Origin of the sequence: Fibrobacter sp. (assembly GCA_024399065.1) — a bacterium.
In the GTDB taxonomy this organism is placed as follows: Bacteria; Fibrobacterota; Fibrobacteria; order Fibrobacterales; family Fibrobacteraceae; genus Fibrobacter.
This window is the reverse complement of the sequence record JAKSIB010000017.1, coordinates 1-16555: the sequence shown is the minus strand read 5'-3', so window position 1 is coordinate 16555 and position 16555 is coordinate 1. Positions and strand designations below refer to the sequence as shown.

Genomic DNA, 16555 nt, shown 5'->3' with positions numbered 1-16555 from the left:
CTCCCCTATGGACGCAAAACGAATCCCACCAGATTTTCAAAGGAACCCGATTTAAGAGAGATGTAGGCCACCCCCGTCCGAGGCAAGCCTCTTAAAGGAACATTCCACCAGGCATTGGATCTTGCCGGAGCAACTTGAGTCCATTGGACATGTCCCGCGGAATCCAGCAATTTCAATTCTACAGAATTTTCACTTTCCACATAAACCCTCAAAGAGCCGTTCCGACGGACAATCCTTGATGATAATTTGTATGTAAAAGGAATTCCGTTTTGTTGAGACGATGAGTTCTGGGCGGACCGTTGAAAGCCTGGGGTATATTCCGACTTTCCCGTAATGGGACTAAACCCCAATGGGCAGGAAACCGTAGACTTGTCCCAGGAAACAGAATCAAGGACAACATCCCCATAACAAAGGCTGATGCTTCCCGAGGCGTTGTTCAAATAGCCCATGGACAACTGAACCAGGCGGGCATCCCTATAGCCGAGAATTTCTCGCAACCCCGAGGAATCTTTCGTGAAAATGAAGGACTGGAATGGAGCTATGGAATCAGCAGCCGATTTTCCCCACAAGCCTCCCCTATCGCAAAAGCGAAACTTTTGAAGCGCCAAGGAGCGGCCTGTACGATTGTAAACCTCCACCCATTCGGGCTCCGGTTCCTGGGGACAATGGTGAACCTCGGAAATTACAATTGGCGAAGAGCCGGGCAAAACAAGCAAGGTATCCAAAGTGTCATTGAAGGAAGATTCATCCCTCGGAAGGTTTGCCGTTACCCGCAAAGCCATACCCTTCGCATCCTCCACCTGCAAAAACGGTTTAATTACGGAAGAATCTTGCCAAGTCGTTCCCTTAAACAAGTCCTCCACCCTATATTGAATCAGGGACGAGTCGCACCCCGACATGGAAAAACGCAGGCTCCATTCGCCCGTTGCCGTCAGCGGATCCAACCCACAGTCCTTCACCCCCAATTCATACAGGGGGCTCGCCTCTCCAAAGGTTGGTTCCGTCACCTCCCAACGGTCCGTTTCCTTCAACCGCTGAAGAGACTTCCCTGCCTTAGGACTCGGCACCAAAACTGAGTCATGACAAATTAACGCCCCGTCCCGACGCCCCACCCAGGTCCGCCAATAGGTTTCCCTGGAATTCGGGAGGTTCACAGCCCCAAGAAGGCCGCAGCCCACCCCCTCTATCTTAGGGCAAAAGGATGAATCATGGGTCAGGACAAACCGCCTTCCCTCCGGAAAGGGAAATTTCAAGGCCGATTTTTCCTCGAACTGAATGAACAAGGAGTCAAAAGCCGCGCGGCCCTCGTCGGGCAACCGGATTTCAACAAATTCACCTTGGGAATCGCTTACGTCCACCGGGTCCGCAAGCACTTCAACCAGCATGGGGCAAGCCAACGCCGCAATAATTTCAAGCAAGACACCCTCCCTAGGGTGCGTCCACTCTTAGCCAGTCACGCCGGCGCTATTTTCTCGAGTAGAAAAGCCTCTAACGACTCTTCGCTAGCTGGGCTAGTCGATGGAGTGGTCAGACCGCAAGCTCCAAAGCCTAGTCGATGGAGTGGTCAGACCACAAGCTCCAAAGCCTAGTCGATGGAGTGGTCGTTCGGAAGCATATAAGCAAGCGGGTTCACAGGGTTGTTTCCCATCCAGACCTCGTAATGGAGGTGCGGACCGACGGAAAGACCGGTGTTTCCCATATAGCCAATAATCTGGTAACGGGTAACGAATTCGCCCGGATGAACCACAAACATCTGCATGTGGCCGTAGCGGGTCTTGAGACCGTTGCCATGATTCAAAGTAACGAAGTTTCCGAAGGAAGAGCTGAGCTGAGCGATTTCAACCACACCATCGGCAGGGGCGAAAATCGGGGTCCAGCGTTCATTGGAAATATCTACGCCCTGGTGCATCTTACCCACCTGACCGGTAATCGGGTGAATGCGGGGGCCAAAAGAAGAAGCATATCGACCCTGGGTCGGGGCGATAGACGGAATGAAGCGCCACATGGAGAGCTTCTGTTCCATATACTTGTTCAAGTTTCTGAAGGAGGCGTCGTTGTTGGAGATCATGTTGCCAAGTCGAGTGGCAGTTTCGCCAAGGACGGACATACGTTCAAAAACCGGAGAGGACTTACGGAGCAACAAGGAGTCGGGGCTGATGTTGCCACCGGTACCCAGGCAGCGGGAGGCTTCATCCTGAGTGGGCAGTCCAAAGCGGGCATAAAGTCGGTTTTCGTCCCTGAGGAAGTCCGAGGAGGTGTTCTTCAGGTAATCCATGGTTTCCTGGATCTGGGACATTTCCTTGTCCAGCTCCAAACGGTTGTTGATCTGGTGGTTCAAGATTCCATCATATATAGTGGTAGAAGCCACCTGGACCACAAACAGAATAACGCCAATGACCATAAACACACGAAGAACCGGCCAAGCCTTGAACAAGAACGCCGGCACATGCAGCGTCATGGACTTAGTCGAATTCTGGAAGTGTATTGTGGTTTTCACGAATTCCATGGGGCTCTAAAGATATAAAAAGGCCCCCGAAAAGTCAAACCGACCTCTTCCGGGGGCGTAAAAACCGCAATTTAGTAAACAGATTTTTACAAACTAGACGAATTTTGCGACTCTCACCTTAGATAGGATGGCACCTACGGTGCTCCCCATAGCGGCTCAGCCATAAAATATGCAAGCATATTTTGCGGCGTTCGCCTTAAATAGGATTATCCACGTCGATGAATTTGGCGGGAATTCGCAGTTCTTCATTGATTTTCTGGGCCAGGGCACGTACACCGAAGACCTCGGAACGATGATGACCGGCAGAAATCAAATTGAAGCCAGCTTCTTCCACCAGGATAGGAACGGATTCCTTGATTTCACCAGTAACGAAAGCGTCACAGCCCAAATTCACAGCTTCTTCAATGCCGCTAGCTCCAGATCCACTACAGATCGCCACCTTCTTAATGGAATCACTTCCAAAAAGGAACTGGTTCTGGACACCCATGGGGAACGCAATGTTTGCACTTTCCAGGAATTCCACCTGAGTTGCAGGAGATTCCCACTCGCCGATAATACCAACGGAAGCATCGCCTTCCTGCATAAAACCTTGGATATTGCTCAAGCCCATAGCCTTGGCGATAAGGGCGTTGTTGCCGATGCCGCGGTGGCCATCCAAAGGCAGATGATAGCCATACAAGGAAATACCCAACTTCATAAGGCGGCGCATACGTTCACCGAACTTTCCCGTAAGAATACGGTCCTCATTCTTCCAGAAGCCATTGGGATGGTGGACAATAATACAGTCTGCACCTTCTTCCACAGCAGCTTCAATCAAGCGGTCGCGGAAGCTGACGCCGGTAATCACCTTAGTCACTTCGTCAGAAGCCTCGACACAGAGGCCGTTATTGCAATAATCATGGAACAACTGCGGAGAAAGCAGTTCATTCAACCAAGCAGAAAATTCATTAAGTTTCATAAAAAACAAAACCTTGTTCGTATTTTAAACATGGATAATATACTGAAATAATTTCGTTTTTGTGGCAAGCTGCTGATATTTGTGCAAAAAATCACTTTTTCTTTTCTTGACACGTTTCCCAATTTTCTGACATTTTCCGAATAAATAATGATAAACCCGTTGTCAGGTTTTATGCAAATTTGTAAATTTATGCATAGAAAAACACAAATCGTTTTTTCAGCGCTTGGGCTGGTCAAAAATGCGACCATCTTTTCGGTGCTGTTAACACAAAAAGGAGCCAATAATGGCACATTATCTCTTTACTTCCGAATCCGTTTCCAAGGGTCATCCGGACAAGGTCTGCGACCAGATTTCCGATGCTATCTTGGACGCCTGCCTTGCTCAGGACCCCTCCAGCCGCGTTGCTTGCGAAACTCTCGTGAACACCGGTCTCGTGGTCATCTCCGGTGAAATCACCACCAAGGCAGACATCGACTACCAGTCCATCGCTCGCGAAACCATCAAGGGCATCGGTTACACCGATTCCGAAATCGGCTTCGACTACAAGAGCTGCGCTGTTCTCGTTGCAGTTGACAAGCAGTCCCCGGACATCGCTCAGGGTGTTGACGCTAAGGCTGCCGACGGTAAGGAAGACGACAAGCAGGGTGCTGGCGACCAGGGCATGATGTTCGGCTTTGCTTGCGACGATACCAAGGAATTGATGCCGCTCCCCATCAGCCTCGCCCACAAGCTCATGGAAGAAATCCAGAACCTCCGCGAAAAGGGCAAGATCAAGTGGCTCCGTCCGGACGCAAAGTCCCAGGTTACTGTTGAATATGACGAAAACGACAAGCCGGTCCGCGTGGACACCGTCGTTATCTCTACCCAGCACGAAGAAAAGGTCAACGGCAAGGAACTGAAGCACAGCCAGATCGAAAAGGAAATCATCGAAAAGCTCATCAAGAAGGTGATTCCGGCTAAGCTTCTGGACAAGAAGACCCGTTACCTCATCAACCCCACCGGCAAGTTCGTCGTTGGCGGTCCTCATGGCGACTGCGGCCTTACCGGTCGTAAGATCATCGTGGACACCTACGGTGGCATGGGCCGTCATGGTGGTGGCGCTTTCAGCGGTAAGGACCCGTCCAAGGTGGACCGTTCCGGCGCATACGCTGCACGTTACGTTGCAAAGAACATCGTGGCAGCAGGCCTCGCCCGCCGTTGCGAAGTCCAGGTTGCATACGCCATCGGTTACTCCAAGCCGGTTTCTGTTCTCGTGAACACCTTCGGCACCGGTAAGATCGGCGACCGCGAAATCGAAGCTCTCGTAGCAAAGTTCTTCGACCTCTCTCCGGCAGGCCTCAACAAGATGCTTGACCTGAAGAAGCCGGGTTACCAGGCAACTGCCGCTCTCGGCCACTTCGGTCGTGAAGGCAAGCGCTTCACTTGGGAAAAGACTGACAAGGCTGCCGCACTTAAGAAAGCTGCCGGCATCAAGTAATCGCTTTTCCAAGCAAATGCCGCGGAGTTTTTACCCCGCACAAAGACATTAAAAAATCCTCGGTTTTACGCCGAGGATTTTTCTTTTTATCCAAATTTTCAGCCGGTCTATTTTCAATCCGCCAACAGATTTTCTAGAACTGGAAGTAAAGGAACGGATTATAGCTCTGGGTGAACAAAGCCAGCACCGCAACCACAAAAATTACCAAAGCCAGGACGGCTCGTTTGGGGCTTACCTTGTTGCACCAATCAAAGGAACGGAACTTCCAGAATGAAAGCACTCCTGCGACAATCATGAAAAATACGCAGGTCGGAGTAAATATTTCTGCAGTCAAAACAGAATCATAAACACTAACCGCATTCAAGCCCAACATGGCTTTCCACATACGCCAAGCTTCACCAATATTATCCGCACGGAACAGAACCCAGCCAAACAAGACAATGACCTGGGTAATCAACAACTGGATAACTTTCGGAGCCTTCGCATAGAAAGCTTGCTTATTGTTGGCACGTTCCACAATCATAAAGAAAGCGTGGTACAAGCCCCAGCAAATGAACGTCCAGTTGGCACCGTGCCATACACCGCTGACGAACATCACCATGAACAGATTGAAATAAAGTCTGGGCTTGCTGACGCGGTTACCACCCAAGGCAATGTAAAGGTAGTCACGGAACCAGCTAGTCAAGGAAATATGCCACCGCTTCCAAAATTCGGTAATGCTGAGAGACCTATACGGACCATCAAAATTTCTCGGGAAATGGAATCCCAGCATCAAGCCTAGCCCAATGGCCATGTTAGAATAGGCAGAAAAGTCAAAGTAAATCTGGAACATGTAGGCAATGGCGCCCCACCAGCAATTCAAGACTCCAGGCGCATCAGCAGCAAAGACTCTATCCGCAATAATACCAACCTGATTCGCAAGGAAAATCTTTTCCGCAAAACCAAAGCAGAAGAACTCTATACCGCGAACAAAATTCTCAACGGAATGGGTTCTTGTATCCAACTCCTCAGCCACCGTATTGTAACGGACAATAGGACCCGCCACCAACTGGGGAAACAGGGCCACATAGCAGGCAAACGTTGCAAAGTTCTTTACCGGAGGAGCAGTACCGCGCCAAACGTCAATGGCGTAGCTCATGGACTGGAAGGTATAGAAGGAAATACCCACCGGCAAGAGAACCGTCATAATGGTAAAGGGTTCACAACCAAGTTTCACAAGGACCGAGTTTATAGCCCCCATGCCAAACATGTAGTATTTGAAAAATCCCAGTGCGCCAAGATTGGTCACCACGGCGAGAGCCAAGCCAAGATTTCGTTGACGCTTGCTAGCTCCTTCCGCAGAAATCAGCTTGCCTGCAATGTACACCACCAAGGTGGAGCCGAACATCAAAAAAACAAGCCACGGTTCCAACCAACCATAGAAGATATAGCTGAAAACCGTGATAAAGAAATTCAGGTAGGAATGCCTGGCACCAAGCTTACACAGAACAAAATACCCGACGAGGAACGTGGGTAAAAAGTAGAACAAGAAAAGCTGAGAAGAAAAAACCATAGGAGGACGAGATTATTCGTTCACCTCGATAGCCAGGTAACGGGGGCTTTCATCGTCAAAGTATTCGTCTTCCACGGCGCCGTCCCAGTTGCCTTCCAGCGGAACAAGAGTCAACTTGTGCTTAGCCTTGGCCTTGAATTCACCCACATTACCCTTGGACTTGTCAGCCATCTTGTCCTTGACCTTGCCACGGGCAATCAGCGGATTATACACGCCCACAAGAATTTCCTTGGCATCCATGCCGGAAATCACCTTGTACTTGAAAACATAGACGTAGCTATACAAATCGTTACTAGGCATCTTGCCCGGAATTTCGGTAAGACGACCTTCAACAGAAATCGGATCAGCAAAGGCAAACATGGCCAAAGCGAGAAGAGCAAATACGATTTTTTTCATAATAATCACCTTTCGCACCAAAATATAAAAATCTAGCCTATAAAACCTGCTGTTTTATGCCCCAAATATAAGGAATTTGCCATCCTTCACTTTCCCTGGAATTTCTCGGAACAAACTTGTTGAAACTTTAAATTTTACTACCTTTTTGTTACCAAAATATTTGAAACATAAAATGAAGGTGCGAATTGCCGCACCCCAGTTTTTTGAAGGAGTGTTTTTAGAATGAAAAAGAGCAAGTTGTTTGCTGCCGCAGCTATTCTGGCAGGAGCATTCGGTTCCGCACAGGCTGCAGACCTCTACGTTTCCCTCAATACCGGCGCCAATGGTAACGATGGTTCCAAGGCTGCCCCCTACAAGAATCTTTGGAAGGCACTCAAGGTAGCCCAGGCCGGCGACGTCATTCACGTGGCACAGGGCGTTTACCAGGGCCAGACCAAGCGCGGCTGGTTCGACATTACCGAACCGGTCAGCATCATTGGCGGCTACTCCGACGACTTCAGCTCCCGCGACCCTCTCAAGAACGTCACCATGCTCCAGCCCAAGAACGAAAACAACAAGGACCAGGGCACAGGCCTCGGCATCCTCAACATCGGTTTTGAAGGCAAGCAGAACGTGAACATGGTCATCGACGGTCTCGTCATCGACGAAGCCTACTCCAACACTTACCACCCGGTGAAAGGCAAGCCGGAAGGTTTCGCCTTGGGCATGCTGGTTCCTCAGGGTCCGGCAAAGGGCAACACCCTGGACAACCCCACCGTTGAAGCATCCAACCCGTCCCGCGTAGCAGCAATGATCTACATCCGCGGCGTGTACGACACCGGTAACATCACCATTCAGAACTGCATTTTCGCCAACGGTGACAACTATGGCATCATGGGCGGCTGGCCCGAAGGTAAGATCAGCGTTTTGAACAATGTGTTCGTGAACAACCGCATGATCGGCGTGGAACTTACCGGTGCAAAGCCGGACCAGTACGGCAAGCCCACACCTAATATCGCAAACCTCGAAGTTGCAAACAACACCATTCTCTTCACCTGGTCCCGCACCAACGAAATGGTGGACATGGGCTACGGCCTCCGTTGCAACGCCAAGTTCAACTGCGACTTCCATAACAACATCATCGGCCTCAGCGTATTCTCCGGCGTCGACATGACCAAGGGCGAAGACAAGACCAAGAACATCAAGATCGATAACAACGTGTTCTTCCTGAACAAGAAGGGCGACCTGTCCTTCACCATCAGCCCCAACATGAAGTTCATCGGTGTTGACGAATTTGAGGACATCGAAGGCGAACCGGGTTACAAGTCCATGCAGGGCAATATCGCCTTGAAGGACCCCAAGGTTTTCGGCGCCAAGATCAACCAGAACTACCTTGAAAACTTCCTGATAGCAAGCTACAAGGAAAAGACCGACTACAACCCGAATTCTCCTGCAAACCTGTTCCGTGCAGCACTTGGCATGAACCAGGTCGGTTCCATCCAGAGCAGCGTATCCATGTACGCCAACCACTACCCAGTTGAAGAAATGTACCAGCTCTTCGGTGCCATGGAAAAGTACGGCGCACAGCCCATTAAGTAAGAAGGTCTGAAGGTCGCGATAAAAGCGAGCGGCCAAATGCCAAAGAAAAAGGCTCCGAGAAATCGGGGCTTTTCTTTTATACCACAAAATCGTCTGCCGCGAAATCGTCTGCCGCGAAGTCAAACAACGCTAAATCGAAAAACGTTAAATTGAAAAACACATAAAACAAAAGAGCCTCGATTTTCATCGAGGCTCTTGAGCTGCTTCACTTGGACTCGAACCAAGGACAACGCGATTAACAGTCGCGGGCTCTACCAACTGAGCTATGAAGCAATCAGGTCTTTGAGTTCCAGCCTTGCGGCGTTTCTCATTGACGAGTCCAAATATAGATATTCAGAATTATTTGTCAAGGGATATGGGCAAAAAATCTGATTTTTTTTGAAAAAACTTTAAGATTTCTCCATCAAACCAGCTTTGCCATATCTTCCGGGAAATTTTCGCAGGAAAACTCCCTGGATTCCCGCCAGTAAGGCAGCTGAATTTCAGCCTTGTAGGCGTAAAGCATGTGGCTACGACCGCCAAGAACGGCATAATCTTCTTCAGTCAACGCATCTTCCTGACTAAGCTCTCCTCGTGCGCGGGCTTCCGCCACCTTATCCGTCATCTTCTCGTAGAACTTTCCGCCAAAGCTATAAAGGCGGTCACCCAAAATCGGGAATCCTAGTTCAGACAGATGAGCACGGATTTGGTGCTTGCGGCCTGTGAGAAGTTCCGCCTCCACCACAGAATAAGATTCACCATTGGGCAAGGTTCCGCGCTTCAGCACACGGAAGCGGGTATGGCATTCCTTGCCATCTGCAAAATAATGCATGCGAAGGCGGATGTTATCGTTCGGGTCCTCGCGCAGGGGTATCCTGCAATCCATAAAGGAACCGCGATCATCCTCCCCGAGGGACACGCACTGTGCCGCGGCGTTATCGGCAAGTTCCGGCACCACCATCTGGAAATCCCCGCGGACAACCGCCATATAGAACTTGCGCAACAGAATGCGATCCAAGTTCTTCTGGAATCTTGCAGCGGATTCCGCATACTTTGCAAACAGCATCAAGCCACCGGTATCGCGGTCCAAGCGGTGCATGGGCGTCGCCGTTTCATAATCCGTTCCGCGACGAACGATGGATGTAAATGTATTGTAGAAGATCCGCCCCGTATGATGCACAGGAACACCAGCCGGCTTTGCCACCAGCATGAACTCATCATCTTCAAAAACGATTTCGTAGTTAGTGGGAACTTCAGGCTCCGTATAGTTTTCTACGTGATAGACAACCTTGTCGTTCTTGTGGGCGATTGTAGAAGCGTTGGCCACTTTCCCATTGATAGTCACAAGACCGCGGGCAAGTTTATCCGCCCAGTCCATCTCACTATGGTAAGTAAAACGGGCACACAGCGATTTAAGCAACAGCCAGCCTTCATGTTCAGGCTGTACCACGCTTTCAAAGTACATATCAGAAGGAACCATAGACTACTACGAACTACGAACTACGAATTACGATTTACGATTTACGATTTATGAATTATGATTTATGATTTATGAATTATGATTTATGATTTATGAATTATGAGATTACGCGAGGAACAAGATTCTTTTTTTGCGGCGGAGCCGCCATTATTATTCTCGTACTTTGTAATTCGTAATTCATAATCACTCTCTATACAGGTCGTGTTCCTTGATGTATTCAAATACCTTGGGATCCAATCCCTCGGGGCACTCGTTATAATCGCAGAGCAAAGCCTTTCGAATTGCCGTACTAGAATAAACACCTTCAAAACCTTCTTCCGGGCCCAGCCACAAAAGCGGAGCGTAGCCCTTGGCATTGTGGGCGGCAATATTCGGCTTCTCGTAACCTTGGCGAGCGAATACAATCAGTTCAATATCGCGAAGCAGAAGATGTCCATTATAGTTGGTGCCAAAGAAATTCATGGGGTCGCGCCAATGAGGAATATTCTCATAGCTGTCGGCGCCCACCAACAAGCGGAAATTGATGTCCGGGAACATCTCCTTCACACCCATCAAAAACACATAGGAACCACGATAGTCGCCCTGCTGAATTTCCAAGTCAGAAAGTACCAGTCGAGTATCGCCAGAAAACGCAAGTTCCAGCATGGCGAAACGATCTTCCGGGCTCGCGTTCAATGTCTTGTCCCAACGGTCGGGGCTAGGCATGAACCAAACTTCGTCGCAAAAACCGCGGTCAAGGCAAGTCTTTGCAACAGTCACATGATCCTTATGTACAGGATCGAAAGCTCCCCCAAGAATGGCAACATTCTTAGTAGACATAGACGGCAAATCCAAGGTTAAACTGCAAGCGGGTTCCGTTCACATTCTTGTCCAGGAACGGATCGTAATGATCCATCACCCAGCGATACTGCATTTCAGCAAAGAACATCGTCTTGGACACGACATTAATCACAGAACCAAAACCAAGGCCCCATTCATTCCAGGCCACATCGCCAAGATCACTCAAATCCTTTGCTCGGGAATAAGAACCCATGATATAAAGATCGCCGTAAGCGTGAACAGCCAAGTCCACACTGAAATCAGAATGATCTACAGCGTACTTATTATCATCATCATCGGCTTCTTCAAAGTTAGAGAAACCATAGCCCAATCGGAGGTATGCGTAGCGCGGATACCAGTAACCAATCACCGGAGCAATCTGCTGTAAGCCGACGCCACGTGCGGAGCCAACGCCTGTACCGGAACCAAAGCCCAAAATACCGCCGGCAAAGAACGGAGCCTGAACACCACCGGCTGCACCAGCGGAAGTACCATCGCCTCCAGCAGAAGCGCCCTCGTCGCCAAAGCTGAGCGAGACGCAGATCAGGAGGAGCATCAGGAAACTTATTACACTCTTTTTCATTTTAAACTCCACAAACTAAAGAACCAGGATCAAGGCTACACCAAGCCCGGTCAACACATTGGCCACGGAATCCATCCGGGACAACACAAAAACATTCTTTTCAATTTCACCGGTTTTCAAAATGCTCTGAATTTCCAAAAAAGAGGCGTAGCAGGTAAAACCCATTTTCGCCATAACCAAAGCAACGAACCAAAAAGCGAAACCGGACAAGTAAACCAGGCCAACAAAAATCAAGGACAGCACGCCGGTCAAAACCGTATTGGAGCGTCTCAGTTCATCATCCTTGGAATCCGTTTCAACAGCAAGTTCCTTGAATTTTTTCACCTTTTCACAAACGCCCTCATAGGAGGTCAACGCCTGGGAAAGGTTGTACCCAATCAAAATCACAGCCGCTATCAAAGTAATCTTAATCGCAATTGCCATAAACATCCAAAACAAAACTAATTCTTCGAATTCAGAATTCGCAAGTAACTTGCATAGCGAGCAGGAGTCAGCCTACCGCTTTCGACCGCAGCACGCACTGCACAGCCAGGTTCCTTAAGGTGCAGGCAGTTACTGTACTTGCAAGTGAACAAATCATCTTCAAAGAAACCCGGGAAAATCTTTGCCAAGGTCTCCCCTTCCATATCCATAAGTCCGATGGAGCGGATACCCGGAGTATCAATGACGATACCGCCATCGGGGAAATCTTCCAGAGGCAAGTCGAACAAGCTGGAGGAGGTGGTGGTATGACGGCCCTTGCCATCACGTTCGCGGACTTCACCAGTCTGCAGTTCAGCTTCGGGAACGAGAGCGTTCACCAAGGTAGACTTGCCTACACCACTCTGACCACTAAAGACAGAGGACTTTCCATTGAGTTCTGCCTTCAAGGTTTCCAGGCCTTCCCCAGTCCGCACACTTACGGGAATCACCTTGTCGGCAATGGACATAAAGTCCCGAATGTCTTCGGAAAGATCTTTTTCTCCGTCTGGAAGCAAATCCATCTTGGTAAGAACCAGCACAAAGGGCAGGTCGTTCAAGTTTGCCGCTAACAGAAAACGGTCCATGAAGCCGTAGTTGAATTCCGGCTGAGTCACGCTTGCCACAATGACCACCTGGTCGATATTTGCCGCAAGAGTCTGCTGTTTATAAAAGCTATCGCGGGGGCCCGGGCGCTTCAATTCGCTCTTACGGGGAAGTACGCGTACCACGCAGTACTTCTGGGAGCCAACGCCATCGCCTTCGTCTTCAGCATCATTCACCTGCCCCAGGAGTACGCGGTCGCCTACGGCAGGGAATTCGCCCAAGGTCTTGGACGTGGTGGCGCGGTACATGGCGGTTACGATGAGGCTCGAGGCTCCAGGTTCCAGGTTCGAGGTTCCAGGCTCGAGGGTCGAGGCGTCAGATGTCATCCCCGACCCGATCGGGGATCTAGCTTCGTCTAATCGCACTTCGCAGGTACGGCGATGAACTTCCATCACCAGGCCTTCCACGCAGTTTTCCTCACCGATATTTTCGATGGGGTCCTTAACCTTCTTGATCTTAGCCTTCTTAAATTCGCGGCTGTAACGTTCCTTGATGGGACGTTCATCGACCACGCCACTCTCCAATTCCTTCATCACGTCGATACGTCGACTGCGATGGTCGCGGCGGGTGGGGCGCACAGAGCGAAGCGGTGCTTCTTCCTCTTCAAAGTCGTTGTCGGCTTCGAAATTACTTCGCATCGGCTTCCCCGTTCTTCAAGTTCTTCTTTTCTTCCACACGCTTCTTGGCGGCAAGACCAGCTTCGGAGTCCTCACGTTCGCGAGCCTCATCCAGTTCCGCTTCGGTGACCGGACGGCCCCTGCGAATGGATTCCATAATAAAGTGGATTGCCTTAAGGCGTCCATTGCATTTTTCAATACAGTTGTCGTAGAAGCCACGGGTCTTGTAATCCCATTCGGGCACAATATCCGACGCGTACAGAAAATGTTCTATACAAATGGAAAGCTGGTCCGCTTCCCTGCGAAGGTCTTCTATCTTACTCTTTGTGAAAAACGCCATGGACTAAAATATAGTAATGAAAAAAAATCTGCCTGCCCGGGCAATAAAAAAAGGGAGGCTCAAGGCTTCCCCCATAGGTTTTTAAATCATCCGGGTTTTCCAAAGCCCATGCAAGTTGCAGTAGGCAAAGGCCGCAACAGGTTTGTCAAAATCACGGATGTAGAATTCATAGCTAGGTTGTTCCCCAGGAACCATATAGTGGATCTGAAATCCAGAACTTGTCTCCAGGGCAATCCACTCAATGTAATGGGAATCAATCATGGGATGAGGTTCGGAGCCCACAGAAACCATGGCCGAGTTCCTGAATACATCCACTACGGGCACGTGCTTTTCCTTGGAGGCATCCACTGTATTGGCCACCAATTCAACCATGGGTTTGCCACAGCAGACCACGGGGATGCTGGAATTTTTGACATACACAATGATGTTTCCGCACATAGGGCAGCGGAAGAACGCTAGTTTCTCCATAGGACACTCCTTGTTAAGGTGAAACTAGAGGCAATTTATCTTGGACAAGAATACTCGCACAAGTCCAATTCCAATGAAATATTTTTTACCCAAAACAGCCTTGCTTAAATTTTCTAGACTGGATAACTATTCTATTTTTAAGGCATGCTTGCAACAATTTTCAAAATGACCCGCCCCGTGAATATCGTTATTGCCGTTGTGACCTTGTTCATCGGGTATTTTCTGCAGGGAGTTCTCGCACTTGGCGCGAACGACGTCCCGGTTTACAGCCTTGTTCTGCAAGCTCTAGGTTTCGCCTTCGCCATCGGTTTTGGAAACATCCAGAACGACGTCCTTGATTTTGAAAGCGACAAGCTGAACCGTCCTGAACGCCCGCTACCCAGTGGCCGCATAAGCATTAGCACGGCAAAAACAGCATGGATCGTCATGGCAATTCTTACCGTCATGTGCGGGATTACCGACGGCATTTTATCCGGAGCCTATGTGACACCCTCCCTGTTCTTTGCGGCTCTTGTTCTTTTGCTTATCGCCTACAACAAGAAGCTGAAACACATTCCCCTGCTGAAGAACATGACGGTTGCATTTCTCTGCGCCACCCCTTTAATCCTGAACTTACTTTACACGGTTGTTGTTATCGATAAGACATCTATTGCATTTTCCTCGCGACTCGGAAATCTCTATCCCGCCATGCTATTCGCCTTTCTGCTCACCACCACCCGGGAAATCTACAAGGACCTTGAAGACGAAATCGGGGATCTCAAGGCTGGCATCATGACTTTTCCACTCATTGCAGGCGCACCCACGGCACGCCGCCTTGCTGGCGCCTTAGCCATTTTCAGCTGGCTCCTCCTGCCCCTGCCTGTCGTACAGGGCTACTTTTCCAAATGGTTCTTGATCGTTGCCGCCGCCACTCTTACCCCAACCCTTGGGGCAGCCATCGTTTCCGCTCACCAGAGAAAATACCACAGAGCCCAAGGCCTGATCAAGATTGCCATGTTCCTGGGATTAATCGCTTTGGTGGTAAGCACCGTCGTAGAGCCTCACTATACTTTCATATCAAGCATTTCCTACATTCACACGAAACCAACCTTGATGTACTAGAATTGCGCTTTTCTACGGCAAAAATACGTTTTCAAAATTTGTAAAACCAACTTTTCAAAAACAGCCATTTTTACATAAAACGTAAAGAAATTGCCGTTTTTAGTCAAATTTCGCAAAAATTTTTCAAATTTTCGCCCTTTGCACCCTTTCTACGGGTGTCTATTTTTTTGACGCTTGATTCTCCTGCTTGCACCGATTCCGGTGAGCTACGGCCCCTGAGGCAGGGAGGATTTCATTTCCAAAGAGGCGTTATGCTCGAAGAAATTCATGAAGAATGCGGCGTCATCGGCATTTTCAATGGCGAGAACGTTGTCCGCAATGTTACCATGGGTCTGTACGCTCTGCAGCACCGCGGTCAGGAATCTGCAGGCTTTGCAGTGACCGACGGCGACAAGATTCGCGTCCGTAAATCCATGGGTCTGGTCTCCACCCTTTTGCAGGAACACAACGTTGACGAATGTCCGGGGAACACCTGCATCGGCCACGTCCGTTACAGCACCACAGGCGCAAGCACCCTCGCAAATGCCCAGCCCATCCTGGTGAGTTGCAAGTGGGGCCAGCTGGCTGTAGCCCACAACGGAAACATTACTAACGCCAACGAGCTTCGCCAGGAAATGGAAGCCGAAGGTCACATTTTCCAGACCACTTCCGACTCAGAAATTCTTCTTCATGAAATCGCCCGCACAGAAGCCGATGACTTGGGACAAGCAATCAAGAAAGCTATTACCAAATTCACCGGCTGTTTTTGTCTGATCTTCATCAGCAAGGACACCATGTACGTGGCCCGCGACGGCTTCGGCTTCCGCCCCCTTTCCATCGCCCGCATGGGCAAGTCCTGGTGCGTGGCCTCCGAGACCTGCGCCTTCGACCTGCTGGGAGCCCACTACGTACGTGACATCCAGCCCGGCGAATTCCTCACCATCACAAACAACGGCCTCCATTCCGAACGCTTCACCCAGAAGGACCGTCTGGCCCACTGCATTTTCGAATACATCTACTTCAGCCGCCCGGACTCCAAGATCTTCGAGCAGTCCTGCGACAAGGTCCGCCGCAAGATGGGTAAGCAGTTGGCCAAGGAATGCCCGGTGGACGCAGACATTGTCATTTCCGTCCCGGACAGCGCCACTACCGCAGCCCTGGGCTACGCACAGGCCAGCGGCATCCGCTTCGAAATCGGGCTTCTCCGTAACCATTACGTGGGCCGTACCTTTATCGACCCCACCCAAAACGTTCGCGAACAAAAAGTCAAGCTGAAGTTCAACCCCATCGAAGGCGTCTTAAAAAACAAGCGCGTCTGCGTGGTGGAAGACTCCATCGTACGCGGCACAACGCTAAAGATTCTCTCCAAGATGCTCCGTGACGCAGGCGCTCTCGAAGTTCACATCCGCATCGCATCTCCTCCGGTAGCTCACCCCTGCTTCTTCGGCATGGACTTCCCCAGCCAGGGCGAACTTGCCGCAAGCTCCATGACTCCCGACGAAATCGCAAAGATGCTTGGCGTAGAAAGCCTTGGCTACCTCAGCGTGGAAGGCATGAAGGAATGCACCGGCGAAGGCGAAAACTACTGCGCCGCCTGCTTCGACAACGACTATCCCGACTACACCGGCAGCAACACCGACAAGACAAGATACGGCTA

The 16555-nt window shown here is 50.0% G+C and carries 16 protein-coding genes and 1 tRNA gene; 4 read left to right on the top strand and 13 right to left on the bottom strand.

Features of this window, described 5'->3' with window-relative positions:
* Positions 1–5 precede the first annotated feature (5 nt).
* From MJZ25_09695 to MJZ25_09685, 3 genes are all read right to left on the bottom strand, one after another.
* A complete protein-coding gene (locus tag MJZ25_09695; GenBank protein MCQ2124442.1) occupies positions 6–1418 on the bottom strand; it encodes a lamin tail domain-containing protein in 1413 nt (470 codons plus the stop codon).
* A gap of 167 nt (positions 1419–1585) precedes the next feature.
* Entirely contained in the window at positions 1586–2506 is a 921-nt protein-coding gene (locus MJZ25_09690) for a M23 family metallopeptidase (GenBank protein ID MCQ2124441.1), read from the bottom strand.
* A 196-nt stretch (positions 2507–2702) separates the two neighbouring features.
* Positions 2703–3464 (bottom strand): Nif3-like dinuclear metal center hexameric protein, encoded by a 762-nt coding sequence (locus MJZ25_09685; GenBank protein MCQ2124440.1) that lies wholly within the window; start codon positions 3462–3464, stop codon positions 2703–2705.
* Positions 3465–3747: 283 nt separating this feature from the next.
* Here MJZ25_09685 and metK point away from each other — a divergent pair, with 283 nt between their 5' ends.
* On the top strand, positions 3748–4941 hold the full coding sequence (metK, locus tag MJZ25_09680) for a methionine adenosyltransferase (GenBank protein ID MCQ2124439.1): 1194 nt from the start codon (positions 3748–3750) through the stop codon (positions 4939–4941).
* Between the two features lie 133 nt (positions 4942–5074).
* On the opposite strand, the gene MJZ25_09675 is transcribed toward metK, so the two are convergent.
* Positions 5075–6493 (bottom strand): MBOAT family protein, encoded by a 1419-nt coding sequence (locus MJZ25_09675; protein MCQ2124438.1) that lies wholly within the window; start codon positions 6491–6493, stop codon positions 5075–5077.
* A 12-nt stretch (positions 6494–6505) separates the two neighbouring features.
* A complete protein-coding gene (locus MJZ25_09670; protein ID MCQ2124437.1) occupies positions 6506–6889 on the bottom strand; it encodes a hypothetical protein in 384 nt (127 codons plus the stop codon).
* A 222-nt stretch (positions 6890–7111) separates the two neighbouring features.
* Here MJZ25_09670 and MJZ25_09665 point away from each other — a divergent pair, with 222 nt between their 5' ends.
* Complete coding sequence (locus MJZ25_09665) at positions 7112–8467, top strand: DUF1565 domain-containing protein (GenBank protein MCQ2124436.1); 1356 nt, start codon at positions 7112–7114, stop codon at positions 8465–8467.
* A 200-nt stretch (positions 8468–8667) separates the two neighbouring features.
* Here the strand turns inward: MJZ25_09665 and MJZ25_09660 are convergent.
* The 8 genes from MJZ25_09660 to MJZ25_09625 form a co-directional block, all read right to left on the bottom strand.
* Positions 8668–8740: transfer RNA gene (locus MJZ25_09660), tRNA-Asn, on the bottom strand.
* 130 nt (positions 8741–8870) lie between these two features.
* Positions 8871–9926, bottom strand: a complete 1056-nt coding sequence (locus tag MJZ25_09655) for an RluA family pseudouridine synthase (protein MCQ2124435.1) — start codon at positions 9924–9926, stop codon at positions 8871–8873.
* A gap of 183 nt (positions 9927–10109) precedes the next feature.
* Positions 10110–10745 (bottom strand): nicotinate-nicotinamide nucleotide adenylyltransferase, encoded by a 636-nt coding sequence (locus tag MJZ25_09650; GenBank protein MCQ2124434.1) that lies wholly within the window; start codon positions 10743–10745, stop codon positions 10110–10112.
* The gene (locus MJZ25_09645) at positions 10735–11328 is read right to left on the bottom strand and encodes a hypothetical protein (GenBank protein MCQ2124433.1); all 594 of its coding nucleotides are present in this window, start codon (positions 11326–11328) and stop codon (positions 10735–10737) included. The genes MJZ25_09650 and MJZ25_09645 overlap by 11 nt, the downstream gene beginning before the upstream one ends.
* 15 nt (positions 11329–11343) lie before the next feature.
* The gene (locus MJZ25_09640; protein ID MCQ2124432.1) at positions 11344–11751 is read right to left on the bottom strand and encodes a hypothetical protein; all 408 of its coding nucleotides are present in this window, start codon (positions 11749–11751) and stop codon (positions 11344–11346) included.
* A 17-nt stretch (positions 11752–11768) separates the two neighbouring features.
* Entirely contained in the window at positions 11769–13031 is a 1263-nt protein-coding gene (gene rsgA, locus MJZ25_09635) for a ribosome small subunit-dependent GTPase A (GenBank protein MCQ2124431.1), read from the bottom strand.
* Positions 13021–13350 (bottom strand): hypothetical protein, encoded by a 330-nt coding sequence (locus tag MJZ25_09630; GenBank protein ID MCQ2124430.1) that lies wholly within the window; start codon positions 13348–13350, stop codon positions 13021–13023. Before MJZ25_09630 ends, rsgA begins: the two co-directional genes overlap by 11 nt.
* 81 nt (positions 13351–13431) lie before the next feature.
* Positions 13432–13818, bottom strand: a complete 387-nt coding sequence (locus MJZ25_09625; GenBank protein MCQ2124429.1) for a hypothetical protein — start codon at positions 13816–13818, stop codon at positions 13432–13434.
* A gap of 144 nt (positions 13819–13962) precedes the next feature.
* Here MJZ25_09625 and MJZ25_09620 point away from each other — a divergent pair, with 144 nt between their 5' ends.
* Entirely contained in the window at positions 13963–14919 is a 957-nt protein-coding gene (locus MJZ25_09620) for a geranylgeranylglycerol-phosphate geranylgeranyltransferase (GenBank protein MCQ2124428.1), read from the top strand.
* 251 nt (positions 14920–15170) lie between these two features.
* Positions 15171–16555, top strand: a 1385-nt coding sequence (purF, locus tag MJZ25_09615; protein ID MCQ2124427.1) for an amidophosphoribosyltransferase, incomplete at its 3' end; no start/stop codon positions are given.

Excerpts from the sequence above, each read along its gene's own strand:
- MJZ25_09655 (MCQ2124435.1), bottom strand. The coding sequence starts at position 9,926 with ATGGTTCCTTCTGATATGTACTTTGAAAGCGTGGTACAGCCTGAACAT.
- MJZ25_09620 (MCQ2124428.1), top strand. The coding sequence starts at position 13,963 with ATGCTTGCAACAATTTTCAAAATGACCCGCCCCGTGAATATCGTTATT.
- MJZ25_09625 (MCQ2124429.1), bottom strand. The coding sequence starts at position 13,818 with ATGGAGAAACTAGCGTTCTTCCGCTGCCCTATGTGCGGAAACATCATT.
- MJZ25_09675 (MCQ2124438.1), bottom strand. The coding sequence starts at position 6,493 with ATGGTTTTTTCTTCTCAGCTTTTCTTGTTCTACTTTTTACCCACGTTC.
- MJZ25_09665 (MCQ2124436.1), top strand. The coding sequence starts at position 7,112 with ATGAAAAAGAGCAAGTTGTTTGCTGCCGCAGCTATTCTGGCAGGAGCA.
- MJZ25_09640 (MCQ2124432.1), bottom strand. The coding sequence starts at position 11,751 with ATGGCAATTGCGATTAAGATTACTTTGATAGCGGCTGTGATTTTGATT.
- MJZ25_09630 (MCQ2124430.1), bottom strand. The coding sequence starts at position 13,350 with ATGGCGTTTTTCACAAAGAGTAAGATAGAAGACCTTCGCAGGGAAGCG.
- MJZ25_09645 (MCQ2124433.1), bottom strand. The coding sequence starts at position 11,328 with ATGAAAAAGAGTGTAATAAGTTTCCTGATGCTCCTCCTGATCTGCGTC.
- metK (MCQ2124439.1), top strand. The coding sequence starts at position 3,748 with ATGGCACATTATCTCTTTACTTCCGAATCCGTTTCCAAGGGTCATCCG.
- rsgA (MCQ2124431.1), bottom strand. The coding sequence starts at position 13,031 with ATGCGAAGTAATTTCGAAGCCGACAACGACTTTGAAGAGGAAGAAGCA.
- MJZ25_09650 (MCQ2124434.1), bottom strand. The coding sequence starts at position 10,745 with ATGTCTACTAAGAATGTTGCCATTCTTGGGGGAGCTTTCGATCCTGTA.
- MJZ25_09685 (MCQ2124440.1), bottom strand. The coding sequence starts at position 3,464 with ATGAAACTTAATGAATTTTCTGCTTGGTTGAATGAACTGCTTTCTCCG.
- MJZ25_09690 (MCQ2124441.1), bottom strand. The coding sequence starts at position 2,506 with ATGGAATTCGTGAAAACCACAATACACTTCCAGAATTCGACTAAGTCC.
- MJZ25_09670 (MCQ2124437.1), bottom strand. The coding sequence starts at position 6,889 with ATGAAAAAAATCGTATTTGCTCTTCTCGCTTTGGCCATGTTTGCCTTT.